The sequence below is a fragment of the Reyranella sp. genome, from assembly GCF_050185545.1.
In the GTDB taxonomy this organism is placed as follows: domain Bacteria; phylum Pseudomonadota; class Alphaproteobacteria; order Reyranellales; family Reyranellaceae; genus Reyranella.
This window is the reverse complement of sequence record NZ_JBFWZI010000023.1, coordinates 40246-65124: the sequence shown is the minus strand read 5'-3', so window position 1 is coordinate 65124 and position 24879 is coordinate 40246. Positions and strand designations below refer to the sequence as shown.

At 67.4% G+C, this 24879-nt stretch carries 25 protein-coding genes and 2 pseudogenes; 13 read left to right on the top strand and 14 right to left on the bottom strand.

All coding sequences use genetic code 11. The features are described from left to right. Window positions 1-184: 184 nt before the first annotated feature. Complete coding sequence (locus AB7O82_RS09235; RefSeq protein WP_428549266.1) at window positions 185-2116, top strand: ABC-F family ATP-binding cassette domain-containing protein; 1932 nt, start codon at window positions 185-187, stop codon at window positions 2114-2116. Window positions 2117-2261: 145 nt separating this feature from the next. On the opposite strand, the gene AB7O82_RS09230 is transcribed toward AB7O82_RS09235, so the two are convergent. Beyond that, a complete protein-coding gene (locus tag AB7O82_RS09230) occupies window positions 2262-3491 on the bottom strand; it encodes an MFS transporter (RefSeq protein WP_428549264.1) in 1230 nt (409 codons plus the stop codon). A gap of 135 nt (window positions 3492-3626) precedes the next feature. On the opposite strand from AB7O82_RS09230, the gene AB7O82_RS09225 reads away from it, so the two are divergent. Both AB7O82_RS09225 and AB7O82_RS09220 read left to right on the top strand, forming a co-directional pair. Further along, entirely contained in the window at window positions 3627-4664 is a 1038-nt protein-coding gene (locus tag AB7O82_RS09225; RefSeq protein WP_428549262.1) for a cyclase family protein, read from the top strand. A gap of 8 nt (window positions 4665-4672) precedes the next feature. Next, the gene (locus tag AB7O82_RS09220; RefSeq protein WP_428549260.1) at window positions 4673-5773 is read left to right on the top strand and encodes an FkbM family methyltransferase; all 1101 of its coding nucleotides are present in this window, start codon (window positions 4673-4675) and stop codon (window positions 5771-5773) included. A gap of 67 nt (window positions 5774-5840) precedes the next feature. On the opposite strand, the gene AB7O82_RS09215 is transcribed toward AB7O82_RS09220, so the two are convergent. Both AB7O82_RS09215 and AB7O82_RS09210 read right to left on the bottom strand, forming a co-directional pair. Beyond that, complete coding sequence (locus AB7O82_RS09215; RefSeq protein WP_428549258.1) at window positions 5841-6293, bottom strand: DNA polymerase III subunit chi; 453 nt, start codon at window positions 6291-6293, stop codon at window positions 5841-5843. Between the two features lie 7 nt (window positions 6294-6300). Continuing rightward, a complete protein-coding gene (locus AB7O82_RS09210; protein ID WP_428549256.1) occupies window positions 6301-7794 on the bottom strand; it encodes a leucyl aminopeptidase in 1494 nt (497 codons plus the stop codon). Window positions 7795-7950: 156 nt separating this feature from the next. On the opposite strand from AB7O82_RS09210, the gene AB7O82_RS09205 reads away from it, so the two are divergent. Both AB7O82_RS09205 and AB7O82_RS09200 read left to right on the top strand, forming a co-directional pair. Beyond that, window positions 7951-9282, top strand: coding sequence for a UDP-glucose dehydrogenase family protein (locus AB7O82_RS09205; RefSeq protein ID WP_428619224.1), 1332 nt, complete (start codon window positions 7951-7953; stop codon window positions 9280-9282). A gap of 6 nt (window positions 9283-9288) precedes the next feature. Then, window positions 9289-9837: an NUDIX hydrolase gene (locus tag AB7O82_RS09200; protein WP_428549252.1), complete on the top strand. Its 549-nt coding sequence runs from the start codon at window positions 9289-9291 to the stop codon at window positions 9835-9837. A gap of 290 nt (window positions 9838-10127) precedes the next feature. Here the strand turns inward: AB7O82_RS09200 and AB7O82_RS09195 are convergent, their stop codons facing one another. Further along, complete coding sequence (locus tag AB7O82_RS09195) at window positions 10128-11705, bottom strand: hypothetical protein (RefSeq protein WP_428549250.1); 1578 nt, start codon at window positions 11703-11705, stop codon at window positions 10128-10130. Between the two features lie 25 nt (window positions 11706-11730). Continuing rightward, the gene (locus tag AB7O82_RS09190; RefSeq protein WP_428549248.1) at window positions 11731-12864 is read right to left on the bottom strand and encodes a tetratricopeptide repeat protein; all 1134 of its coding nucleotides are present in this window, start codon (window positions 12862-12864) and stop codon (window positions 11731-11733) included. A 475-nt stretch (window positions 12865-13339) separates the two neighbouring features. On the opposite strand from AB7O82_RS09190, the gene AB7O82_RS09185 reads away from it, so the two are divergent. After that, a complete protein-coding gene (locus tag AB7O82_RS09185) occupies window positions 13340-14251 on the top strand; it encodes an ABC transporter permease (protein WP_428549246.1) in 912 nt (303 codons plus the stop codon). Further along, complete coding sequence (locus tag AB7O82_RS09180; RefSeq protein ID WP_428549244.1) at window positions 14241-15017, top strand: ABC transporter ATP-binding protein; 777 nt, start codon at window positions 14241-14243, stop codon at window positions 15015-15017. The genes AB7O82_RS09185 and AB7O82_RS09180 overlap by 11 nt, the downstream gene beginning before the upstream one ends. Window positions 15018-15113: 96 nt before the next feature. Here AB7O82_RS09180 and AB7O82_RS09175 read toward each other — a convergent pair whose 3' ends face one another. The 5 genes and pseudogenes from AB7O82_RS09175 to AB7O82_RS09155 form a co-directional block, all read right to left on the bottom strand. Continuing rightward, entirely contained in the window at window positions 15114-15989 is an 876-nt protein-coding gene (locus tag AB7O82_RS09175) for a hypothetical protein (protein WP_428549242.1), read from the bottom strand. A gap of 122 nt (window positions 15990-16111) precedes the next feature. Then, window positions 16112-16843: pseudogene (locus AB7O82_RS09170) on the bottom strand (transketolase). Window positions 16844-16886: 43 nt separating this feature from the next. Continuing rightward, window positions 16887-17666: a LexA family transcriptional regulator gene (locus AB7O82_RS09165; protein ID WP_428619221.1), complete on the bottom strand. Its 780-nt coding sequence runs from the start codon at window positions 17664-17666 to the stop codon at window positions 16887-16889. Window positions 17667-17745: 79 nt separating this feature from the next. Continuing rightward, entirely contained in the window at window positions 17746-18189 is a 444-nt protein-coding gene (locus AB7O82_RS09160) for a hypothetical protein (RefSeq protein WP_428548402.1), read from the bottom strand. Then, the gene (locus AB7O82_RS09155; protein WP_428619218.1) at window positions 18186-18893 is read right to left on the bottom strand and encodes a pentapeptide repeat-containing protein; all 708 of its coding nucleotides are present in this window, start codon (window positions 18891-18893) and stop codon (window positions 18186-18188) included. Before AB7O82_RS09155 ends, AB7O82_RS09160 begins: the two co-directional genes overlap by 4 nt. 69 nt (window positions 18894-18962) lie before the next feature. Between AB7O82_RS09155 and AB7O82_RS09150 the strand changes: the two genes are divergently transcribed. Further along, window positions 18963-19472, top strand: coding sequence for a hypothetical protein (locus AB7O82_RS09150; protein ID WP_428619215.1), 510 nt, complete (start codon window positions 18963-18965; stop codon window positions 19470-19472). A 46-nt stretch (window positions 19473-19518) separates the two neighbouring features. Here AB7O82_RS09150 and AB7O82_RS09145 read toward each other — a convergent pair whose 3' ends face one another. Beyond that, complete coding sequence (locus AB7O82_RS09145; protein WP_428548408.1) at window positions 19519-19686, bottom strand: hypothetical protein; 168 nt, start codon at window positions 19684-19686, stop codon at window positions 19519-19521. 23 nt (window positions 19687-19709) lie between these two features. Here AB7O82_RS09145 and AB7O82_RS09140 point away from each other — a divergent pair, with 23 nt between their 5' ends. Then, window positions 19710-19946, top strand: coding sequence for a TylF/MycF/NovP-related O-methyltransferase (locus AB7O82_RS09140; protein WP_428548411.1), 237 nt, complete (start codon window positions 19710-19712; stop codon window positions 19944-19946). Here the strand turns inward: AB7O82_RS09140 and AB7O82_RS09135 are convergent. Next, on the bottom strand, window positions 19936-20100 hold the full coding sequence (locus AB7O82_RS09135) for a hypothetical protein (protein WP_428548414.1): 165 nt from the start codon (window positions 20098-20100) through the stop codon (window positions 19936-19938). The genes AB7O82_RS09140 and AB7O82_RS09135 overlap by 11 nt on opposite strands. A gap of 53 nt (window positions 20101-20153) precedes the next feature. On the opposite strand from AB7O82_RS09135, the gene AB7O82_RS09130 reads away from it, so the two are divergent. Beyond that, entirely contained in the window at window positions 20154-20366 is a 213-nt protein-coding gene (locus tag AB7O82_RS09130) for a hypothetical protein (RefSeq protein WP_428548417.1), read from the top strand. 130 nt (window positions 20367-20496) lie between these two features. On the opposite strand, the gene AB7O82_RS09125 is transcribed toward AB7O82_RS09130, so the two are convergent. Next, entirely contained in the window at window positions 20497-20646 is a 150-nt protein-coding gene (locus AB7O82_RS09125; RefSeq protein WP_428548420.1) for a hypothetical protein, read from the bottom strand. Between AB7O82_RS09125 and AB7O82_RS09120 the strand changes: the two are divergent. After that, window positions 20580-21233, top strand: a pseudogene (locus tag AB7O82_RS09120) (dTDP-4-dehydrorhamnose 3,5-epimerase family protein). The gene AB7O82_RS09125 and the pseudogene AB7O82_RS09120 sit on opposite strands and share 67 nt — an antisense overlap. Window positions 21234-21350: 117 nt before the next feature. On the opposite strand, the gene AB7O82_RS09115 reads toward AB7O82_RS09120, so the two are convergent. After that, entirely contained in the window at window positions 21351-22397 is a 1047-nt protein-coding gene (locus AB7O82_RS09115) for an FkbM family methyltransferase (protein ID WP_428548423.1), read from the bottom strand. A 210-nt stretch (window positions 22398-22607) separates the two neighbouring features. Here AB7O82_RS09115 and AB7O82_RS09110 point away from each other — a divergent pair, with 210 nt between their 5' ends. Together AB7O82_RS09110 and pdxA are read left to right on the top strand one after the other, a co-directional pair. Beyond that, window positions 22608-23873, top strand: a complete 1266-nt coding sequence (locus AB7O82_RS09110) for a peptidylprolyl isomerase (protein WP_428548426.1) — start codon at window positions 22608-22610, stop codon at window positions 23871-23873. Beyond that, window positions 23870-24874, top strand: coding sequence for a 4-hydroxythreonine-4-phosphate dehydrogenase PdxA (gene pdxA, locus AB7O82_RS09105; protein WP_428548429.1), 1005 nt, complete (start codon window positions 23870-23872; stop codon window positions 24872-24874). The genes AB7O82_RS09110 and pdxA overlap by 4 nt, the downstream gene beginning before the upstream one ends. Window positions 24875-24879 lie beyond the last annotated feature (5 nt).

The window sequence follows — 24879 nt, the reverse complement described above, 5'->3', positions numbered from 1 at the left end:
ACCGCCCGCCCTATAGGCGGACATACCCGGCCGGGGCGTCCGCCGCTTCCAATCCGGCCAGGTCAAACTCACGAAGCGGACATTTGATGTGCTACCAAAACCGGACAACTTGATTAGCTACCGACAGCCGGTTGGATTGGGCCGGTTGGATGGAGGCGCCCGGCATGCTAAACGCCGCGGCCCCATGCTTCACGTCAACGACCTCTCATTCCGCCACGGCGAGCGCGTGCTGTTCGATCGCGCGTCGGCGGCCATTTCCGACGGCTGGAAGGTCGGCCTGGTGGGGCGCAACGGCGCCGGCAAGTCGACCCTGCTGCGCCTGATCCAGGGTCTGATCGAGGCCGACGGCGGCTCGATCGGCATGACCGGCCGCATGCGCGTGGGCTCGGTGCCGCAGGATCCGCCCGGCGGCGACATCAAGGTGATCGACGCCGTGCTGGCGGCCGACGTCGAGCGCACGGCACTTCTGGCCGAGGCCGAGACCTGTCACGACGGCATGCGGCTGGCCGACATCCACGCCCGGCTCGACGAGATCGGCGCCGCGGCAGGGCCAGCGCGCGCCGCCGCCATTCTGCATGGTCTGGGCTTCGACAACGCCGCGCAGGCGCGGCCGTGCGGCGAGTTCTCGGGCGGCTGGCGCATGCGCGTGGCGCTGGCCGGCACGCTGTTCAGCGATCCCGATCTCCTGATCCTCGACGAGCCCTCCAACCACCTCGACCTCGAGGCGCAGATGTGGCTGACCGAGCACCTGCAGCGCTTCCACCATACGCTGCTGATGGTCAGCCACGACCGCGACCTCCTCAACGACGTGTGCGACCACATCGTCCATATCGACAACCAGAAGCTGGTCACCTACGCCGGCAACTACGACCGGTTTGAGAGGACTCGCGCCGAGCGGCTCGAGCACGACGCCGCGCAGCAGGCCAAGGTCGCGGCCCAGCGCAAGCACATGCAGGCCTTCGTGGATCGCTTCCGTGCCAAGGCCAGCAAGGCGCGCCAGGCCCAGTCGCGCCTGAAGATGATCGAGAAGCTGGGGCCGATCGTCACGGTGCCGGTCGACGAGCAGATCACCTTCAACTTCCCGCCGCCCGACCAGCTCGCCTCGCCGATCGAGACTCTCGACGAGGTCGCGGTTGGCTACGGCGACGGCCCGCCCGTGCTGCGCCGCATCGACCTCCGCATCGACATGGACGACCGCATCGCCCTGCTCGGCCAGAACGGCAACGGCAAGTCGACCCTGATCCGGCTGCTCTCCGACCGCCTGCAGCCGCGCGAGGGCAGGATCCGGCGCACCTCGAAGCTCCGGGTCGGCTACTTCTCGCAGGACCAGGAGGAAGGCCTCGACTACGAGGCGACGCCGTTCCAGCACATGTCGAGCGCGCTCGGCCCGACCGCCGGCGAGACCAGGGTACGCGCCCAGCTCGGCCGCTTCGGCTTCTCGCGCGAGCGCGCCGATCTCAAGGTCGGCCTGCTGTCGGGCGGTGAAAAGACGCGCCTGCTGCTCTCGCTCGCCACGCGCAACGCGCCGCACCTGCTGCTGCTCGACGAGCCGACCAACCATCTCGACATGGATGCGCGCGAATCGCTGGTCAGCGCGATCAACGATTTCGACGGCGCGGTCGTGCTGGTGAGCCACGACACCCACTTGGTGAAGATGGTCGCCGACCAGCTCTGGGTGGTCGCCGGCGGCAAGGTGACACCGTTCGACGGCGACATCGACGACTACCAGGTGCGGCTGCTGCGCGAGCGCGGCGGCGGCAAGAACGGCGGGCGCGAGCGTGAACGAGACCGCGAGCGCGAGCGCAGCGTGGCGCCGAAGCCGGCCGCCACGGCAGCCGCGCCCGACTCTTCGCGCAGGGACCAGCGCAAGCAGTCGGCCGAGGCGCGCAACAAGCGGGCGCCGCTCAGGAAGGCACTGGATGCGCTGGAGAAGACCATCGCCAGGCTCGGCAAGCAGCGCAGCGAGATCGAGGCAAAGCTCGCCGACCCGGCAAGCTACAGCGATCCGACTGTCAACGTGGTCGACCTGCAGCGCGAGAAAGTCCGGCTCGAGCGCGAGATCGCCCACGCCGAGCACGACTGGCTGATCGCTCAGGAGGCCTACGAGGCGGCGTGACCTTTCATTGCTGGGAGCGCCCCGCTCCCGTAGCACTCTACTTGCAGATCACACATCCCATGAGCGCCATCGGAGTGGCGCGCTCCCAGCAATATCCCTTCGTCGCCGTAAGGCGGCGACACCAGCGCAGCTGGGGAGGAGATGATTACTCGGCCGCCGCCGGCGCCGTCGTCACCGTGCGGACCGTGTTCTGATGGATCGACAGCACCAGCCCGGCATTGACGATGTAGAGGGTGATGGCGATCCAGAAGATGATGCTCGGCATGCCCGACGACATCAGGAAACCGAACAGCGGCGGCGCCAGGAACGAGCCGATGTCGAGACCGGAATAGACGAAGCCGAAGACCTTGCCGGACGCGCCGGGTGGCGTGGCGCTGCGCACGATCATGTCGCGCGAGGGATTGGTGAGCCCGCCGGCGGCGCCGGCCAGGGCGAGCAGCGGCAACAGCAGCGCTGGCGGCACGCTCGCGGTGGCGATCGGCACGGTGAGCACCGCGGCGATCAGCATGCCCACGGTCGCCACCAGGTCGTGGCGGCGCACCCGATCGGCAAAGAAGCCGCCGACCAGCACGCCGGCCGCCGAACCCACGATGAACACGATCAGGCAAAGCGCCGCGTAGTTCTCGCCGATGCCGAACATGTCGGCCCAGGCGGGCACGGCGAACTGCTGGATGCCGACCGTATTGGCTGCGATCAGGGCGAAGTAGACGAGGCAGAGCAGGATCGCCGGCTGCAGGAACAGGCCGAACGCCGGCGGCGCACCATGCTTGGCCGCAGCGGCGCGCGCCTTGACACGATGATCGATCAGGGTCTCGCGCTGCGACCACACCAGAACCGCAAGCACGAGGCCCGGCGTCGCGCCGATCAGCGCCGCCCCGACCCAGCCGAACATGCTGTCGAGGAAGTACATGACCGGTGCAGCCGCCCATCCGAGCGAGCCGCCGACGCCATGTATGCTGTAGGCCCGGCCCAGCCGTCCTTGGTTCACTGACGCGTTGAGCAGCGCGAAATCCGCTGGATGGAATACGCAATTGCCAAGGCCCGCAACCACGGCGATGGCGGCGAATGCCACGAACGAGTGCGCAACCGATACCAGCGCCAGGGCAACGCCGATGACCGCCAGACCGCCGGCCAGGATCGGCCTCGCGCCGAAGCGATCGACCGCGAAGCCCGCGCCGGTCTGGGCGATACCGGAGACACCGTAGAAAATGCCCGTCAAGAGACCGACGTCGGTGAATTCCAAGCCGGCTTCCTTGCGGACGATCAGCAGCATCGTCGCGAAGGCGAGCTGATAGTAGTGGCTGGCGCCGTGGGCCGCACCAATCAGGCTCATGACCTTGACGTCGTTGTTGAGCGGAACCGTCGCTGCAGACATGAAGACCTCTTCGAGGTGAATTTTATAGACGATCCGCAGCGCGGACGTTCGAGGTTTTGCGCGCAGGAGCCATGCGCTCTTGGTGGCGCCGAAGCTGCACGCTAGTCTCCCCCGCGCACGGCAGGGAGAAGTTTCATGAAGCGTTGGAAGCACCGTCCTGAAGGCTCGACCTGGGGCGATTGGGGCGATGACGACCAGCTTGGACGGCTAAACCTCATCACGCCCAAGAAGGTGCTGGAGGGCATCGCCGAGGTGAAGGAAGGGCTCTCCTTCTGTCTCAGCCTGCCGCTCGACTATCCCGGCGGCAACGTTCTGAACCCGCGCCGCCTGCCGCCGGTGCTGTCGCCGACCGGCGATGAGAACGGGTGGCGCTTCAACTTCCTCACCAACACGATCAATCCCCTGTTCCAGGACGTGGCGTGCGACGATCGCGTGATCCTGACCCTGCAGTACTCGACGCAATGGGACACGCTCGCGCACGTCGGCGGCCTGTTCGATGCCGACGGCGACGGCGTGCCCGAGCCGCTGTTCTACAACGGCTTCAAGGCCGGCTCCGACATCGTCGGCCCGCAGCCCGATGCCGGCCGCGACGGCTGCGGGCATCTCAGCTACGCCCACAAGCTGGGTGTCGAGAACATGGCGGCAAAGGCGATCCAGGGCCGCGCCGTGCTGGTCGACCTCGAGAAGCATTTCGGGCGCGACCACAAGCATGTCGACTACGACGATTTCCGCCGCGTGCTCGACGCCGACAAGGTCACGGTCGAGCCCGGCGACATGCTGCTGCTCTACACCGGCTTCACCGACGAGATCCTCAAGATGGATAAGAAAGTCGATCCGGCGCGCGCACACGCGATGTGCAGCGTGCTCGACGGGCGCGACCACCGCCTGCTCGAATGGATCACCGACAGCCAGATCGCCGCGTTGATCGCCGACAATTACGGCGTCGAGGCGGTGCCGGCGCGTCCCGGTCCGGAGGGTACGGAGCATCCGTCGCTGCCGCTGCACAACCATTGCCTGTTCAAGCTCGGACTCAATCTTGGCGAGATCTGGTGGTTGAAGGACCTGGCGCTGTGGTTGCGCGACAACAAGCGCTCGCGCTGCCTGCTGACCGCGCCGCCGCTCCGCCTGCCGGGCGCCGTCGGCTCGCCGGCGACTCCCGTGGCGACCGTCTGACCGCAGCCATGACGATCTCGTTCCCGGCCTTTGTCGCCGGAAAGCTGGGAACGGACAGGTTCTCGCTGCTCGATGTCGGCTGCTCGGGCGGCATCGATCCGCAATGGCGTGCCTTCGAGCCGTACCTGCGCTGCATCGGCATCGATGCCAGCGTCACCGAGTGCGAGCGCCTGAAGTCTGCCGAGCGCAATCCCGACATCGCATACGTTGCTGCCTATGTCAGCCGCGCGGCCGACGTGCCGGTCGATCACTCGCAAGGGCCGGCGGCGCCCCTCATCATGCGCCTGCGCGATCGCCTGAGCTTCATGCGCACACGCGAGATTCGAGACGAGCGGCTCAGGCATGCCTCGACCGAGGAGCAGCTTCGCCACAACGCCTGGGAGATGACCGGCCTCGCCGATCCGACACAGCCCATCGTGGTACCCGAGCTGCTGGCCGAGCGCGGCTGGAGCGATCTCGACTATCTAAAGATCGACATCGACGGCGGCGACTTCGAGATCCTGCAATCCTTCGCGGGCCGCTTCGATGCGCTGGGTGTGATCGCAGCGCAGCTCGAGGTGAATTTTATCGGCACCGAGCAGCCCCACGAGCACACCTTCCACAACACCGACCGTTTCATGCGGCGCCACGGCTTCGACCTGTTCCGGCTCGACGTGCGCACTTGCTCCACGCGCGCCCTGCCGGCGCGCTACATCTGGCCGACGCCGGCGGAGACGGTGTCGGGTCGCCCATTCCAGGGCGAGGCCTACTATGCGCGCGACGTGCTGGCGCCGCATCGCGCCGCCGCCAATGCCGGCCTCGGCGCGACGAAGCTGGCCAAGCTCGCTGCCGTGTTCTCGCTGTGGGACGTGCCGGATGCCGCCGCCGACCTGCTCGTCAACCGGCGCGACGCGCTGGCGCCGCTGCTCGACATCGACGCCGGCCTCGACCTGCTCGCCGCCCAGACGCAGGCCGACCGCATGCGGCGACCTCTCAGCTATCGCGACTACATGGCGAGCTTCGAAGCCGACGCCAAGAGCTTCTACCGCCCCGAAGGCCCGATACCGCTTCGCGAGCGCCTCGCCTCGGCCTGGCGCGGTTACTGGTATCCGCGCGAGCGGCGACGATGAAAATCTCCTCCCCTCCAGCGGAACTGCTCATTCTCCTCCCCAGCTTCGCTGGGGAGGAATCTGACCGTCACCCCTTCTTCTCCCAACCACCCGCCGCGCCCTGTTGCCAGTAGGCGACGGCATGGCCCGCCGCACGGTAGGCCTTCCAGCGTTCGCGCGATTCGGCGACGGCGGTCTCGTCGCGGCCGTCGAACAGCTCGAAGCAGCGCTTGTAGTCACCGACCCGCGCCGACCGCGCGCGGTCGGCGATGAACAGGAAGGCAGCGCCGTTAGGGTTCTCGTCGAGATGCGTGAGCCACACCGGCTGGCGTTCCGCCTCGCCGTCGCGCGCCGCGCCGTGCGGCAGGAAGCTGTCGTGGTCGAAGGTCCAGAGATGCGTGTTGATCGCGTCGACACGCTCGGGCGAGCCCAGCATCACCACCGCCCGCTCGCCCGCCTGCAGCGTCTTCAGCAGCAGGCGCGGCAGCGCGTCCTCGAGCGACGATCGGGTCAGATGGTAGAAATTGACCTCGGTCGCCATCTGCCCGTCAGCGTTCGTAGTTGTCAGCGATCCACGAATCGAGCAGGCGCACGCCATAGGCCGTGGCGCCCTTGGGCGTCGTGCTGTTGCCCTTGGTCGACCAGGCGACGCCGGCGATGTCGATATGCGCCCACGCCACCCCCTCCTGCACGAAGCGCTGCAGGAACTGCGCCGCTGTGATCGAGCCGCCATCGCGGCCGCCACCGACGTTCTTCATGTCGGCGATGTCGGAATCGATCAGCTTGTCGTACTTCGATCCGAGCGGCATGCGCCACAGCTTCTCGCCCAGCGCCGAGCCGGCGGCCCTGAGCTTGTTGGACAGGGCGGTGTTGTTGCTGAACAGGCCTGCGCGCTCGTGGCCCAGCGCCACGATGATGGCGCCGGTCAGGGTCGATAGCTCGACCATCGCCTGCGGCTTGAAGTTCTCCTGCGCGTACCACATGGCGTCGCACAGGATCAGGCGGCCTTCGGCGTCGGTGTTGATCACCTCGACGGTCTGGCCCGACATGCTCGTGACCACGTCGCCCGGCCGCTGGGCGTTGCCACCCGGCATGTTCTCGACCAGGGCGCAGACGCCGACGACGTTGACGCGAGCCTTGCGGCCGGCCAGCAGGTGCATCGCACCGGTGACGGCGCCAGCCCCACCCATGTCCCATTTCATGTCTTCCATACCGCCGGCCGGCTTGATCGAGATGCCGCCGGTGTCGAAGCACACGCCCTTGCCGATCAGCGCAATCGGCTGCTGCGTCTTCGGCCCGTTCATCCAGCGCATGACGAGGAGCTGCGAGTCGCGCTCGCTGCCTTGGCCGACGCCCAGCAGCACGTGCATGCCGAGCTTCTTCATCTCGGCCTCGCCCAGGATCTCGATCTCGACGCCGAGCTTGGAGAGGTCGCGCGCGCGCTTGGCGAACTCGGCCGGAAACAGCACGTTGGCGGGCTCGCTCACCAGGTCGCGCGTGAAGAAGACGGCGTCGACGGTGGGCTCCAGCCGCTGGTAGGCGCGCCGCGCATCGGCCGGGCCGGCGACGTGGATCGTGAGCTGCTCGAGCGAGAGTTTCTGCTCGGGCTTGTCCTTGGTCTTGTACCTGCCGAATCGGTACGTCCGCAGGCGCGCCCCCAGCGCGATGCGCGCGGCGATCTCGGCGGGGCTGAGGCGGCTGCCCTTGACCGCATCGACCACCACGGTGACCGCCTTGTGGCCGCTCGCGTTGGCTTCACCGGCAATCACGCCGCCCAGCCCTTCCGCAGCGTGGGCATCGAGCTCACGCCCCTTGCCGATGCCTACCAGCAGCAGGCGCGCGACGTCGCCCGACTGGCCGAGAAGGGTGACGGTCTGGTCCTTGGCCCCGGTGAATCGTCCGGCCTCGAGCGCCCGCGTGATCGCGCCGCCGGTCGAGGCGTCGATCCCCTGCGCCGCCGCCAGAAGCTGCTTGTCGGCCGCCACGAAGACCGCGACGTTGCCCGAAAAGGCCTTCGGAACGGCCGAAAATTCGACTTTCATCAGGTTCCCTCGCATTTGGCGCGTCTTGATTGTGGACTTTTCGCCCCTGCGACGGGACGGCGCAAGCTGTGAATTGGCGCCCGCAGCCCGTCGATTCGGGGTGGCGTCCCGCCGGTGACGACAGTATCAGTACCGGCCTTCAAATCGGACATGGAAATGACTGCAGCCTCTCTGCCTCGCGTTTCGGTCGTCGGTCTCGGCAAGCTCGGAGCGCCGTTGGCAGCCGTTCTGGCCAGCCGCGGCTTCACGGTCGTCGGCCTCGATGTCAGCAAGACCCTGGTCGACGCTCTGAATGCCGGAAAGATGCCGATCGTCGAGCCGCAGCTCAACGAGCTGATCGCCGCCAACAAACAACGCCTGTCGGCGACGATGGAGGCGGGCGAAGCCGTGCGCCAAAGCGATGCGAGCTTCGTCATCGTACCGACCCCGTCGGACAGCACCGGCTTCTTCAGCAATCGCTTCGTGCTGCAGGCGATGGAAACGCTCGGCAAGGCGCTGCGCAACAAGAACGGCTATCACATGGTGGTCATCACCAGCACGGTGATGCCGGGAACCACCGGCGGCGAGATCAAGGCGACGCTCGAGGCGGCGTCGGGCCGCAAGGTAGGGCCGGAGCTCGGCCTCTGCTATAACCCGGAGTTCATCGCGCTCGGCAGCGTCGTGCGCGACATGCTCTACCCCGATTCGATCCTGATCGGGGAGAGCGATTCGAAGGCGGGCGACATGCTGCAGACGATCTATCTGCAGATGTGCGAGAAGAAGCCGCCTGTCCAGCGCATGAACTTCATCAATGCCGAGCTCACCAAGATCTCGGTGAACACCTATGTCACGACCAAGATCTCCTATGCCAACATGCTGGCCGACATCTGCGACCGGCTGCCGGGCGCCGACGTCGACGTCGTCACCAGGGCGTTGGGGGCGGATACGCGCATCGGCGCGAAGTACCTAAAGGGCGCGATGGGCTACGGCGGCCCCTGCTTCCCGCGCGACAATGTCGCCTTCGCCGCGCTGGCGCGCAAGATCGGCGCCCGCGCCGACGTCGCCGAGGCGACCGACCGCATCAACAACTACCAGGTCGACCGGCTGACCGGGCTGGTCGCCAAGTTCTCCAAGGCCGGCACCCGCATCGCCATCCTCGGCCTGTCCTACAAGCCGCAAACGCCGGTCGTCGAGGAAAGCCACAGCGTCAAGCTCGCGACCCGGCTCGCCGACATGGGCTATGTCGTGGCCGTGCACGATCCGCTGGCCCAGGACGCAGCGATGGCGGTGCTGGGCGACAAGGTCGTCGGCGCTTCCTCGATCGAGGGTGCGGTGCGCGAGAGCGACCTGCTGATCGTCGCCACGGCATGGCCCGAGTATCAGGCGATCGCGCCGGCCTGGTGCAAGCGCGACGGACAGCGCCTCACCGTGCTCGACCTGTGGCGCACTCTGCCGGCGGCGAAGTTCGCCGAGGTGGCCGACGTGCTCTATCTCGGTTCGGGCCGCTAGCGGCCCGTGATTGGGCGAGGTACGTCGACCTACGCCTTCGCCGATCGCTGGCTCCGGCTGCGCTTGGCCCAGCCGCCGGGCAGCCAACCCATCGTCGAGCTTCCCGACTGGGTCGACGTGATCGCGCTCACGCCCGGTGATCGCGTCGTGCTGGTGGATCAGTACCGGCACGGGGTGGCCGGGGTGCGGACCGAATTCCCGGCGGGCACCGTCGACGACGCCGAGACGCCGCTCACGGCAGCCCGGCGCGAGTTGCTCGAGGAAACCGGCTATGCCGGCGCGCGCTGGTATCCGATCGGCTCGGCCGCGGTCTGTCCCGCGGCCCAGACCAATCGCATCCACTGCTTCCTCGCTCTCGACGCGCACAGGACCGCCGATCCGGTGCCCGACGCGGCCGAAATCATCCACGCGCGCGAGCTGCCCTTCACCGAGCTTCTCGAGCAGGTGCAGGCCGCCCGGCTTGAATTGCCTGCCCTTCATCTCGCCGACCTGATGTGGCTGCAGGCTTTCCTGCGCCGCTCCAGCGACGCGAGGCTGGTGAGGTTGCGATTCTAGTCGCGCCATCCATCGCTGAGGCGCGAGCGCCGCATTCTCCTCCCAAGGGAATTCGCCAGGGAGCGGCCCTCTCCCTTTCCTCCCCCCGTCATCGGGGGAGGTGGCCCGAAGGGCCGGAGGGGGAGCCTCAGCCGGGGTCTTTCCGATTCCGACGTCGGGATCAGAAGCATCTTGTGTGCAGCCTTCCCCCTCCGCCCCGTATGACGGGGCACCTCCCCCGATGACGGGGGAGGAGAAGGAGATGTGCCCGCGCTCCGTAGCAGAGAAGCTGGGGAGGAGAATGGCCGGCGTCAGATCGCGTGGCGACCGCGGAACTTCAGGACCTTGCCCTTGAGCGAATCGTCCTCGCGCGGCAGGCCGGCGAGGACCTGGCTGCAGAAAGGATTGATGTTGGCACCGACATAGTCGGTGAACGCCGTCCAGAACTTGTTGTAGATCACGTTGACGCCGATGAAACGGCGGGCCCCGCGGCGGCCGACGGGTCGCGTCTGGGCCTCGGTCGCCGCCGCCCGCTTGAACAGCTTCTCGAGCACGCGCAGGCGCTTCTTGTCGACTGGCGTCATGACCCGCCCGGTGCGCACCGGCTCGGTCGCGGTCTGCGTCGCCAGGCCGAATTCGAAGATGAACATCTCGGCGCGCGGCAACAGGCTGCTCATGGGGGCGCGCTCAACGCCCTCGAGATCGGCCGGCAGGCCTTCGCATTCGGTCGGCACCAGCAGCGGACCGGTGAAGCCCATGCCTTTCCAGGCGCTGGCGAAACCGCTCAGGAAGTCGGGACGCGTCGCGGCGACCAGCACGGCGGTCGTCTTGGGAAAGGTCACCATCTGATCGCAAACGAACGGCAGGGTGTGCGGCAGGTCGTAGGTAAGGTCCTCGAATAGCTGCCATTCGAGGCTCGTGCCGGTGAACGGCGTCGTGGCCGGCGCGATCGCCTTGTCGAGGCCTGCGGTGAAGCGCTGATAGGCAGTGTCGCGGTCGAGCCGGACCTCCTCGATCTCGACGTCGGGCCAGCCCCAGGTCTCGGCCTGCCCCGGCACGTAAGGCGAGGCGACGTTCCAGATGAAGCGGTCCTGGTCGTTCATGCGCGTCGCGCGGCCCTTGTTGTTGGCCGCGGCGACCCGCGTGTGGTCGCAATGGTAGCCGAACACCTTGTCCATCAGCGTGTCGACACGGCCGCGATAGAGCGCGAGCCGGGCTGCCAGGTTCGAATCGCAGTGCCAGCCCAGGATCATGTCCTCGTCGAAGCCGTGGATGGCGAACATGTCGTCGCGCAATGCCGCCTGGAAGTCGCCCAGGGCGTCGTACTTCATCGGCATGTAGTTGTGGACGATCTGGTTGAGATGGAAGCGCACTGCCCAGTCGCGCAGCTTGGCGAGATTGCCGGCCGGATCACGGCGATCGAAGGCGGCTTCCCACAGCATCTCGGGAATCTCGAAGCGCGGCACCTGGTAGAAGCCGTCGGTCAGGTCGCCGAGGATGGTGCTGAGGGACTCGCCTTCGTTGCGCGGCACCAGCAGCATGTCGGTGTTGGTGTAGAGGATCCAGCGGTTGTTCGGGTTGGAGCGCCGCAGCGCCACGTTGCGCGACTGCGCCTCGAGGGCGACCAGATGCGTCTTCGATCTGAGATGGGCGTGCTGCTCGGGACGTACCCGCAGGATGCGCATTACCCTCTTGGCTTTCTCGGTCAGCGTATCGTGGATCGCCTCGGGAAAGGTCGGATGGTCGTCCGGCGTGTTGTAGTCGACGAACAGGATCTCGTCGTCGGGATCGGACATCACCTCGGCCAGCGCATTGAAGCTGATCGCCGCCCGCTTGTGCAGGTTGTAGCCGTGGCTGTCGTTGCGGCCGTAGAGGATTACCGAGAACATGCGCTCCTCGATGTGGGCAGGGCCTTCAGGCGCCGAGGCGGGTCAGCTCGTTGCGGGCGACGGCGTATTCGATCATCGCGGGCGGCCCACGGTCGGCGACCTCGCGCCAGTGGCGGCGCGCCACTGCCGGGTTGGCGCCGAGCGCCACGACCCCGATATGGAACAGTGCTTCGGTACGCCCGCCGAGGGAATTCGCGCGACCGAGCAGGCCTTCCTCGGTCGCCTGGCCGGCATAGAGCGCGATCAGCGCCGACAGCCACTCGTTGCCGGCGGGTACGGTGAACGGCTCGGACGACACCCCGGCCAGGCGTCCGGCAGCAAGCCGGTAAAGCAGCCAGCAGGGCTGGCGGGGTTCCTTGGAGCGGGCCAGCCCGAACTCGTGGAAGGCCGCGCCGTAGTTTCCGTGGCGCAGGGCCACGCAGCCGCGAGCCGCGGGCTGCGTCGGCGGCAGAAGCTCGAACTGACGGCGCCAATCATCGTTGGCCTCGGCGATGCGGCCCAGCGCCATGCGCGCGATGCCGCGGCTGTTCAGCGTCTCACCGTCATTCGGCCGAGCCGCGAGCACTCCGTCGAACACCTGGATCGCCTCGTCGTAGCGACCGAGGGTTGCCAGCGCCTCGCCCTTGAGGGCCAGGATCTCGGGCAGGTCGGGTTTCGCCTTGAGCGCGCGCTCGTAGCTGTCGAGCGCCTCCTTGGCCCGGCCGCGCACCAGCAGCGCATTGCCGTGAGCCAGTTGCGGCAGGACCTTGTTCCGGACGTTGTTGCGAACAAGCTCGTAAGCCTCGATCTCGAAGGCGAACGAGCCACCGCGCCGGAACAGGTAGCGCCTGTCGGGCATGCCGCCGGGCGCTTCCGACCACAAGCGCCGCGCGCGCTCGTATTCGGGACGCGCCAGTTCCCATCGGCCGAGCGAATCCAGTAATTCCGCCCGCGCCTCGATCGCGTCGGCCAGCGGGACCTGGGCGATCGCCTGGTCGAATTGGGCAAGCGCCCCTTCGGCATCGCCGCGGCGCGCACGGAGCAGGCCGTCACGGTAGAGGCGCTCGGCGTCCTGCTCGGCGTCGCCCGAGGGCGCGTCGAACACGATCGGTTGAGCTTGGCGCCGCCACAAGCGGGCGAGCGGCGCGAACGCCGCCCGCAGGATGCTGCTGTCCGTCACGGACGCATACCTCCGGCCTCGACCATCAGGAGGGTGCGGCGGCGGACAACGTGGGAGTACATCAAGCGCGTCCCGCTAGCCTAAGCTCCGGAGGCCGTCAAGCCAGCATGGCGGCCCCTTGCGACCTATCCGGCCCGCCGCACTGGCGGCAATGCCGCCCCGCCCGCCTGATGCCGGTTGGCAACAGCGTTGCCTCGACGGCGTCGCGCCCCGTTGCCAGCATTGAAAGCGCCCCCGTCACACTCTAAGAGATGCGCTGCGAAGTCCGCGGCGCCTCGTTGCCGGCCTTTGATGTGTCCCTGGGCAATCGGGCCTGCAGGGCAAGGGCAGGTTCCTCAGTTCAGCCGGGACGGCGGAGGCCGGGCAGGTAATTGCTACCAATTGACTTGCACGCAGGAACGAGGATTATCGTTTAATTTCAATGACTAAGCTAGACTTGGATCGGCCGGACCCCGACGTGACCCGGGAGCATGATGTGCCACCGCGCCACGTTGCTCCCCCGGCGCAGGACGTGCCCCTGCTGCACATCGTCGACGGCAAGGAGATCATACCTGGCGACAACGGCTGGCCGGCCCGGCTCGGCCGCTTCCTCGCCGAGCCCTTCACCAGCGCCTGGCGCAACCGCGACCTGATCGCCGCGATCCTGCGCCGCGAGCTACGCGAGCGGTTCAGCGGGTCGGTGGCCGGCTGGGTTTGGGCAATCTTCGCCCCGCTGCTGATGCTGGTCACCTACACGCTGGTGTTCAACGGCGCGGTCAAGTTGCCCAACAACGCCGAGGCGTCCTCACCGATCGACTACGCGCTGTTCGTTTTTGGCGGGCTGATCGCCTTCAACTTCTTCGCCGAGATGGCCTATCGCGCGCCCTCCCTGCTGCACGAATATGCCCACTACCTGAAGCAGACCATGTTCCCGGCCCACATGCTGCCAGTGATCTCGACGCTCAGAGCGACGACCTACGCCTCGATCGGCCTGGCGCTGATGCTGCTCTGCCAACTGATCTTCTCCGGCTCGCTGCACTGGACAGTTCTTCTCTTGCCGCTGTGGTACATCCCGTTCCTGGCGTTCCTGCTCGGGCTCACCTGGCTCCTGTCGGCGATGGGCGCGTTCACGCGCGACACCGCCTACCTGATGATGACGCTGACGCCGGTGCTGATGTTCGCCACGCCGGTGTTCTTCTCGCACGAGCAGCTCGACCCCGACATGATGCGGCTGATGTACCTCAACATCCTCACGGGGTTCATCGAGATCATCCGCGACCTGGTGGTGTTCGGCCGGATTCCCAACCTGCTGGTCGTCGCCTGGACGCTGTTCCTCTCCGTCTTCATGTTCTGGTTCGGCTATTGGTTCTTCCGCCGCCAGCAGGATAGCATCACAGATGTCATCTGAAGCTGACGTGGTGATCAGGGCGAAGCACCTCGCCAAAGCCTACAAGCTTTACGACAGCCCCAAGGACTGGGTGAAGCAGGTGCTGTTCGGCAGCCAGGAGAAGCCCTACTACAAGTCGTTCTGGGCCCTGAAGGATGTCAGCTTCGAGGTGATCCGCGGAAAGAGCCTGGGGATCATCGGGCGCAACGGCTGCGGCAAGTCCACGTTGCTGCAGATCGTCTGCGGCATGACGCGGCCGACCAAGGGCGAAATCTGGGTCAGGGGCCGGGTCGCGCCGGTCTTGGCGCTGGGCGCTACCTTCGACCTCGAGGCGACGGGTCGGGAGAACGTCCTGATCGCCGGCGCCGTGCTCGGCCTCAAGCGCGCCGAGATCGTCGGCAAGTTCGCCTCGATCGCCGACTTCGCCGGCATCGGCGAGTTCATGGAACAGCCGATCAAGCTCTACTCGATCGGCATGCGCATGCGGCTCGCGTTCGCCATCTGCGCCCATATCGATGCCGAGATCCTGATCGTCGACGAGGCGCTGGCGGTCGGCGACCTGGCCTTCCAGAAGAAGTGCGTCGACTGGATCGACCGCTTCCGACGCACCGGCACGCTGCTGTTCGTCAGCCACTCGACCACCGAGCTCGCCCGCCTGTGCGAGTCCGCCCTGTGGATCGATAACGGCCGCGTGCGCGAATCGGGTGATGTGGCCGACGTCATCCGCGCCTACCGCCGCGCCACCCGCCTCGAAAAGGACAGCATGAGCCGCTTCTCGGCGACGTGATCACTCGCATCCGCGGCGGCGCCACTCGCCCCCCGTCAACGGGAGCGTCTTCGGGGGAGGTGCCCGTCATACGGAGCGGGGAATGGACAAAAATGCTCAGATTCCGGCGTCGGAATCAGAGGGGCCTCGACGGGAGCCTTCGCAGGGGCCTTTCCCCTCCGTCAATGGCGCTGTAAGCAGCGCCCAGTCAATCCGCTCGAGGCCCATGGAATCGAACAGGCCCCTGGCCTCCATCCAGCGCAGCGCCGCGTGGCGCAGGTTGGTCGACAGCGGATCGTGATGGGCAAGCTCGGTCTTGTGGCTGACCACCAGCACTTCGGTGCCACGCTGCTGGCACAGCGCGAGAAAGTCCGCTGCCCCGTCGAACAGGCTCGCCGCGTCGATTCGCCGGCCGTAGACCAGGCCCTGCAGTGTCTGCCACAGGAGCCCGTCGCGCCGTTCGGCCAGCAGAGCCCGCTTGACGGCAATCTTGTTGCCCTGGAAGGAGGCCGGCAACAGGCCTTCGTCCTTGCCGACCTCGAGGAACGCCTGGTCGAGCGATGCCTCCATCAGGCGGGTCATCTCCTCGGCGTCGCATGCCGCGGTGACCGTCATATCCGGCAACGCGCGCATGATTGCGATGTCCTCGATCGCCCGGTGCGTCGGCCCGAACGGTGCATAAACGTAGCCGCCGCCATTGCCGATCAGCCGGACCGGCAGGACGTGCACGCAGAGATCGACCGCGACCTGCGCGTAGCAGCGTCGCGTGAGGAAGGTCGCGATGATGTTGACGTAAGAGATGTAGCCTTCGAGAGCCATGCCCGCGGCCATGCCGACGACGTTGGCCTCCGAGATGCCTTCCATATAGTAGCGCTGCGGAAACTCCTTCTTCATGTCGCCCAGAAGATTGGGCGAGAGGTTGGAGCCGATGAACACCACGCGCCCGTCGCGGCGGGCCAGCGCATGGACCATGTCGAGGCTGCACTTGCGCATGGTTCAGTTGCCCAGCGCGCCGTGGATGGCGTCGAGGTCGCTTTCCGACAGTGCCGTCCGATGGCGCCAGGCGGGATTGTTCTCCGCCGCCGGGATGCCCTTGCCCTTCACCGTATGGCAGATCAGACGCGTGGTCGGTCGAGCGGCGCGGCGGCAGTGGCCTGGAACACCCGGCGCAGCTCGGCGACGCTGTGGCCGTTGCACTCGAAGACGCGGAACCCGAAGCTTCGCCATTTGTCGGCGAGCGGCTCCATATTCTGGATCTCGAACACGCTGCCGGCCGACTGGATCTTGTTGTAGTCGATCACCGCCTTCGGGTCGGCGAGGCGGTGCTTGTCGGCGCAGGCTGCCGCTTCCCACACCGAGCCTTCGTTGATCTCGCCGTCGCCCATAACGACATAGACCTTGCTGTCGCGCCCTGACATGCGCGCGGCCAGCGCCGTGCCGAGCCCGATCGACAGGCCGCGGCCCAGCGAGCCGCTGCAGGCCTCTGCCTCTACCCCGGCACCATCGTCTCGGCCGCCCAGGAAGGAGTCGAACCGGCAGAACCTGTCGAGCGCCTCGACCGGGAAGAAGCCTCAGTCGGCCAGCACTGCGTAGAGCGCCAGGCAGCCATGGCCCTTGCTCAGGATGAAGCGGTCGCGTCCCGGCCAGCGCGGGTTGGCCGGATCGTGGCGCACGAACTCGTCGTAGAGGACGCGGACGATCTCGACCAGGGAGAGCGACGGGCCGATATGGCGGCGGCCGCCGTTCTCGATCGCCCGCAAGATCAGCCGGCGCAGATGGCTGCTGCGCGCATCCAGGGGTTCCTGCTGGACCGAGTCGAGATCGGTGTCGTAGTTGCGCTGAGCCACGATTTCATGTGTTCACATCCTGGCCGAGGCGAGGTGCGTCGCGCTACACGCCGAGCAGTTCGTCCCAGTCGAGGACGCGATAGAGACGCAGCACGGTGCGGCGATCCACCTCGAAATCGCGCGGCGGATTGTACTGTCGCAGCCGGAGCTTGGTCGGCGTGACGGCGAGCAGGCGCTTGATCATTGCCGGCCGCGTACCCTCGCCGACCGGCGGCCTGAGCTCGACCAAGACGTAGTCCATCACCCGCGGCGGCTTGGCGCTCTCGACATAGACGAGTTGGCCGGGCTCGCGCCAATGGATCATCGAATCGCCTTGCACGTAGGCCGCGAATACATCGGCTCGCGCCGCCAGCCGCGGCGGCCGGCGGACGTAGTCGACGACGGCGCCATTGAGCTCGAAGTCGACCAGATTGTTGCCGTCGCCGCCTACCACCGTGCCGTAGACCGGCACGTCCTTCGGCATCTCGCTGCGGTAGGGCGGCAGCACCGCATCCCTGGCGAAGCGCGCGTTGGGGCGCGGCAAGGCATCGTGGGCCAAGCGCGCGTCGGGCGGCGGCGCGGCATCTTGAGAAAAGCGCGCGTTGGAGCGCGGCATCGCATCGCGAGGCAAACGGGCACTGGGCGGCGGCGCGGCGACGAGCGCCTCCGCGCCGGGAGGTTCATCGAGATATTTGAGGATGATCGGCAGCTCCCTCGCCTTGATCTGCCGTTCACCCCGCACCATGCGGTTGATGGCCGACGGGTTGCGGCCGAGTGCCGCGGCGAGGCCGGCTTGGGAATAGCCGGGCCGCCCGAGCATCTCCTTCAGCCATTTGTGGTCCATGTCGAGGCTCACTGCCGGAAATGAAACCAGTGTGACAGGATGCCCGCAAGTACGCAATGCGTATTTCGCAATACGATGCTCAAATCACCTCAAGCGCGCGGCGGGTGGACCGGTAGCGCTCGACACTGCGCACGAAGCCGGCCCACAGGCGTTGCCGCTCGACCCACCAGAGCCGGCGCCGCACGGCGTCCCAGACGTCCCAGCGCAGCGCCGCCCAGGGGCCCCGTCGGTCGCTCTCATGCGCCTGCAAATGGACGAGCCATCCGAGGGCGGCGAAAGCGTGCGCCTCGTGGGCGAAGCGGAATGGCGCCTCGTGACCGCCGAACCCGTCGTCGCGATCGAACCGGCTGGCCAACCCGAGGCGATGGACGCAGGCCCAAAAATCATCCCGGGCATGGGCCACCTCGGCGGAGCAGGCGGCCGCTGCCCAGCGCCGATACGGAGCATTGCCGGGGGCCTGCAGCGGCAGCGGCCGGCGCGCCCGGCGGATCGAGTACGCGAGTGACCCCGGTGCGGCGGTCACGCCCGCTGCGTCGCCGCCAAGCGCAGGTCGGCAAGCGCGTCGGAGTTGCTCGCATAGAAGTCGGGAATCGGCATTCCAGGCCGGCTCGCGGCATAGATGAAGGTGCCGGCGATGGCAGCGCCGAGGGCTTCCTCGAGCGCTTCGCCCGCCGGTCCAGCGAGCTTTATGGCCCAGCCGGCGCGACAATGGGTCGTCTCGCACGTATGCCAGGCAGCCGTTTCGAGGTGGCCTCCGGCGTCGATTGCCGCCAGGATCCTGGCGTCGATGGCCGGAACGACCGGGACGTCCCCCAACACCGCCCGCGACAGATCGGCGCCGCTCAGATCTGCCCCGTAGAGATTGACCGAGCGCAAGTCGGTGTCGTGCATCGCCGCGCCGCGCAGGACGGCACCGCTCAGGTCGGCATCGGCGAGATCCGCACCACCCAGGTCGGCATCGCGCAAATCGGCATCACGCAGATCGGCGCCGCGCAGGATGGCCTGTCGGAGGTCGACCTCGCGCAGCGCCCGGCCGCGCAGCCTGGCGCCGCGAAGATCGGCGAAACTGAGTTTCAGCCCGCAGAGATCGAGGCCGCGGCGCCACGCCCACCACACGGCCTGGCCGAGCCTGGCGGCGTGTGGCGTATCGTCGGAACAGTCGATCTCAGCGAGGATTCGGACGGTCAGGGTCCAGCGATCGAGAAGGGAGAAACTGGTCATGGGCATGGGGGCAATCCGGTTGCGGTTGCCAATCACGATTGCGATACTCGCAATGTATGTCAATGCGATTATCGCATGATAATCCACATTTTCCCAGGATCGGCCGAGCCGGTTGCCGGACAGCGCAAAAAGGGGGCTATCGACGCGTCGGCCGACCCGACGACCACTGCGAGCTCCGAGGACATGACCAGCCTGCACGACCTCTCGATCGATGCCGCCGACACCGGGCGCGGGCTCGAAATCTTTCGCCGCGAGGGCGTCGTCATCGCCAAGGGATTGCTGCCGGTCGGGCTGGCCGAGAGGACGGCCGACTTCCTGCGGGCCGAGCTCGCTCGACTTGACGGGCTCGGCATCGCCAAGGATGACGCGGCGGCGCCGGCGCAGCTCACGGCGCTCATGCAGCGGCCGGCCGACCAGGTGCCCGACAGGGACAATCACATCTTCCTCGGCCACTTTCCGCTCGAGGTCCGGCTTGCCGACCAGCTGCGCGACATCCCGCGCTTCGTGAACCGCCACCCCTCCTCTTCGAGCTTCTGGCCACCGAACGGCTGTTCGCCCACATGCCGCCGACGGCGCGGTTCGTGATCCCGAACTGCTCCTTGGTCCGCGTCCCGTCGCACCAGGACATCAGCTACAACAGGCACATGGGCGATTTCCGCGTCATGTGGGGGCCGCTGGTTTCGATCGATCGCAAGTGCTGCAGCGTCTCGACGCCATCGAGATATTCGACGCTGACGGCTTCATCCTCTTCAAGGCGCGCGTCAAGCTGATCGATGGCGACATCGAGCAAACCGTCCACAATTCGCCGCCGAGAATCCTGGCGTGCGCTTCTCCCTGATCCACCTCGACTGCGATCTCTACCGTCCCACGCGCGCGGTGCTCGAGGCGCTGTGGGACCGCGTGGCCCGCGGCGGCCTGGTGATCTTCGACGAGTACGCCATCGCCGACTGGCCGGGCGAGACCGCGGCGGTCGACGAGTTCCTGGCCGGCAAGCCGGAGGTCCGGCTGCGCACCTTCGACTGGACGAATGTGCCGGGCGCCTACTTGGTCAAGCCTTGAGCGGCAGAAAAGGTCCCTCGCTGCGGAGCAAAGTGCCGTTCGCACAGCCGATGTCCAGCAGGCGGCCGGTGGCCGGCAAGTCAATGATGTCGAGCAGGTTCTGCAGCAGGATCAGCGAGCGCGGGCCGCTGCCCTTGGCCGACTCGAAGATCATCGGCTCGGCACCGCGTCCCTGGTGATTGATGTCGTAGTGTGCGTAGCTCGGTCATGGCCCGCCACGCCGGCGTCACCGCCTTCTGCACGGTGGCGCACGCCCGGCAGAAGGCGAACCCGGCCGTACCCTCGACCGGCTGCACATCCGACGACACGAGCCGAAAGCGCGCACCACCCTGGTGCAGCGGCTCGACGGCCGACGCGCCGCAGACGTGGCATGCGATGCAAGACATCCCCGATTTCCTCTACGCCGGCTCTTCCTATTGACCGCCTGCCCGGCTTGCAAGGCGGCGCGTCACAGATGCCACGACCGCCACTTGCGATTGTCTGCCTCGCGCATCCGGGCTCGCCCGACGATGTCGTCGATCACGGCCCGTGCCGCGCCCTCGACCGGCCGCTAATGCTCGCCCGGTGCGCCGAAACGCAGCGGCGTGCGGAAGAGCGTGGCGCGGAAGCGCCCCCAGTACCCCCACAGCCAGAATGCATCATCGTCAGGCGACAGGGCTGCGTCGCCGGCGGCGAACTGCTCGGCAAGCGGGCCCTTCACCGGTACGACATTCGTCTACCGGAAGGAGGAGCTTGTCGGCGCACCGAAGCCAGCGACCTGATCGGGGAGGGGTTATCATGGAAGTCTTCACGACCAAGCTCGAATCGGTGCTGCTGATCAAGCCGCCGACGGTGTTCGAGGATTTTCGTGGTCACTACATCGAGACCTACAACCGCAATGCCTACTTCACCGCCGGCATTCCGATCGATTTTATCCAGGACGACGTCTCGATCTCGCACCGCCACGTGCTGCGCGGCCTCCACGGCGACGGCACGACCTGGAAGCTGATCTCCTGCCTGCAGAGCAGCTTCTAGCTGGTGGTGGTGAACAACGACCCGAACTCTTCACAGTACCGCGAGTGGGCTTCGTTCACCCTGTCGGACAGCAATCGCCTGCAGGTCCTGGTGCCGCCCAACTTCGGCAATGGCCATCTGGTGATGAGCGAGCGCGCGATCTTCCACTACAAGCAGAGCACCGAATACAACCACGCCGGCCAGTTCACTCCCTTGTGGAACGATCCGGCCCTGAACATCTGGTGGCCGATCCGCGACCCCATCCTGTCGGAACGCGACCAGAGACGACATTAGACTTCTCAGCCACGTCCTATGAAAATGGGCTTGGAGCGCGCCACTCCGATGGCGCTCTTCTTGTCGCTCACACAGGCCATGAGCGCCATCGGAGTGGCGCGCTCCAAGCGATGAAAGCTACGCTGGCGCCAGGGTCTCGGCCACCCGCTCGCGGGGGATCGCCACGATGTTGGGCGACAGGGGGTCGCTGTCCTTGGGGCGCTCGACCAGGCCGCTGATCGGCGAGAAGACGAAGATCTCGTAGTGCAGCTCGTCCTGCAGGGTCGACACCAGCCCGGCGGCGCAGTTGCCCTGGGCGCGCAGCGCCTTGTCGTTGATCTCGATCAGCATGATCGGCCGCATCGCGGTGAGCACCGCCGTGGCGCCGCTGACGACGCTCGCTTCGGCGCCCTCGACGTCGACCTTGATGAAGTCGACCCGGGCCAGCCCGAGCCGGGCGACCACGGCATCGAGCGTCTCCACAGGCACGCGCTCGAGGCTCGCCCGCACGACGTCGTCGTGGGCGAAGTCGCCCAGCGTGTTGTGGCCGGCGTGGACCCCGTGCGCGAGGTGCAGGTCGGCAAGGCCTGGGGCGGCGCCGATCGCCGCAGGGATCACGGTGACGTTGTCGAGGCCGTTGCGACCGAGATTGCGCTGCAGGTGGGCACGCTCGCGCGAGCTGGGCTCCGCGGCGACGACCCGGCCCGTTGCGCCGACGCGGCGGGCAGCGAACAGCGTGTAATAGCCGTCATTGGCGCCGACATCGACGAACACCATGCCGGCCCGCAGCACGCGGTCGAGGAAGGCGAACTCGTTCGGCTCGAACGATCCACAGACGTAGAGGCAGAGGCTGTTGTCGTTGCCCAGGGTGAGGTCGACCGTCGTGCCGCCGTGCCAGCGCACGGTGAGCGGCACGGCGAGCTCCTTCTCGCGCGCCGCCTCCCACAGCGCCCCTCGCCGGCAGGCCAGCCAGCGGCGCTGGTCGTAGTATTCCTCGGCGAACACCCAACCCGGCCGCGGCCTGAGGCGGGGCACGCCCGGCGCCAGCAGGGCAGCGTAGGTGGAGCCGATCGCCGGTGCGTTGACGATCAGCCAGCGGCCCAGATTGTCGAGATGATAGCCCACCCCTGAACAAATCCGGGTCCATGTGCCGGGGGTGCTGATCGAGCGGCGGATAGTGGTCATTCGGCGGATCGTTCGCCTTCTCGGGCCGTCACACGTTGAAACCGCGACGCACCTCACGTCGCAAACTTGCCGTGTTCGGCTAAACCACCCGCCGGCAAGCGTCAAGCTTGCCCGCACTCTTGCCATAGTCTCTCCCTACGAGGGCCGCGGTGCGTTGCGGCGAATCGGTCGCAGCCTATAATGTGGTCCCCTCTGTCAACAGCCGGTGCAATGTCCGCGTCGCTCCTTCGCACTTTCGTCGCCTTGATGGTCGTCCTGCTGCCGCTCGCCGCGGCCGCCCAGGGCCTGCGCGTGGTGGCGCGGGTGAACGATGACGCGATCACCGATTTCGACCTCTCGCAGCGGGTCCTCTTCGCCATCCGGACTACTGGTCTGACGGACAGCCCGGATCTTCGCCAGCGCATGGCCTCGCAGATCCTGCGCCAGATGATCGACGAGAAACTGCAGATCCAGGATGCCAAGCGGCTCGGCCTCAAGACCAGCCCGGCCGAGCTGGACCAGCGGTTCAGCGACATCGAGCGCGCCGCAGGCTTGCAGCGCGGACAGTTCAGGCAGTACCTGCAGAGCGTCGGCGTCCCCTTCGACATCGCCGTCCAGCAGATCGACGCGCAGATCGCCTGGGGCAAGATCGTGCGGCGGCGGGTGCGGCCCCAGGTCGACGTCTCCGAGGGCGAGATCGACGACGCGCTGAACCGCATGAAGTCGAACGTCGGCAAGACCGAGGCGCGCGTCGCCGAAATCTTCGTGCCTGTCGACCGCCCCGAGCTTGCCGACGAGGCCAAGCGCAGCGCCGACCGCATCATCGCCCAGCTACGGGCGGGCGCCCCGTTCGGCGCCGTGGCACAGCAATTCTCACAGGGCGCGACGGCGCAGGCCGGCGGTGAGCTCGGCTGGGTCCTGCCCGGCACGCTCGACCCCGCCCTGGACGCCGCCGTCGAGAGGCTCCCGGTTCGACAAGCCTCGGAACCGATCCGCACCGCCGCCGGCTATCACATCATTTACGTCATCGACCGCCGGCAGTTCGCCACCGCCCGGCCCGACGACATCCGGCTCAATCTCGTGCAGATGACCCTGCCGCTGCCGCCAGACGCCTCGCCCGAGGAGACCAGCCGCATCACCGGTATCGCCCAGAAGACCATGAGCTCGGTGCGCCAGTGCCGCGATCTGTTCGCCCTGGCGCAGCAGACCAAGGGCGCGACGGCCGGCGACCTGCAGGGCGTGCGGGTCGGCGATCTCGCCGCGAACCGGCAGATGTACGAGGAGCTGCCGCGCCTCAACCCGGGTGGAACCGCCGGCCCGTTCCGCGTCGCCGAGGGCGTACAGATCGTGGCGCTGTGCCGCAAAACCGGCGGCGACGGCCTGCCCGCCCGGGACTCGATCTCGCAGCAGATCCTGCTGCAGAAGCTCGAGGCTGCCGGACGGCGCTACATGCGCGACCTGCGGCGCCAGGCGACCATCGACGTCAAGCAACCGTGACGGAGGGAGGCCCGGTGCTCGCCGTCACGATGGGCGAGCCGGCCGGGATTGGCGGAGAACTGACTCTCAAGGCCTGGCTGGCGCGCCGGCAGCAGGGCGGCCATCCGTTCTTCGCCCTCGACGATCCGCAACGCCTCGCTGCCATTGCGGCGGCGCTGGGCCTCACGGTACCGATCGGGGAGATCACAAGGCCGGCCGAAGCCCAAGCGCTCTTCAGGTCGGCCCTGCCCGTCCTGCCGATCCGCCTGCGCGGGCCGTCGCACGCCGGCCACCCCGACCCCGTCAATGCGCCCGCGACCCTCGAGGCGATCGAGCGTGGCGCCCGGCTGGCGCTCGCCGGCGAGATCGCCGGCCTGGTCACCAACCCGCTGCAGAAAAAGACGCTGCACGATGCCGGCTTCAGGCATCCCGGTCATACGGAGTTCCTGGCCGAGCTGGCGGGCGGTGTCGACGTCGCCATGATGCTGGCCTGCCCCGAGCTCAGGGTCGTTCCGGTGACAATCCACCTGTCGCTGGCCGAGGCCGTGCGCGCCCTCGATGCGGACAAGATCGTGCGCGCCGGTCGCCTGACGGCGCAGGGCCTGAGCACGCTGTTCGGCATTGCCCATCCCCGCCTCGCCGTGGCCGGCCTCAATCCGCACGCCGGCGAGCAGGGCGCGATGGGCGACGAGGAGATTCGGGTAATTGCACCGGCGATCGAGGCGCTGAGACGCGACGGTATCGCCGTCAGCGGACCGGCGCCGGCCGACACGCTATTCCATGCGGCGGCGCGACGAGCCTACGATGCGGCAATCTGCATGTACCATGACCAGGCGCTGATCCCAATCAAGACGGTGGACTTCGCAGGCGGCGTCAACGTGACGATCGGTCTGCCCTTCGTGCGGACCTCGCCCGATCACGGCACGGCGCTCGACATCGCCGGCAGTGGCCGCGCCGATCCCACCAGCCTGCTCGCCGCGATCGCCATGGCCGATGACATGGCGCGCCGGCGCGCCCGCTAGCCGGA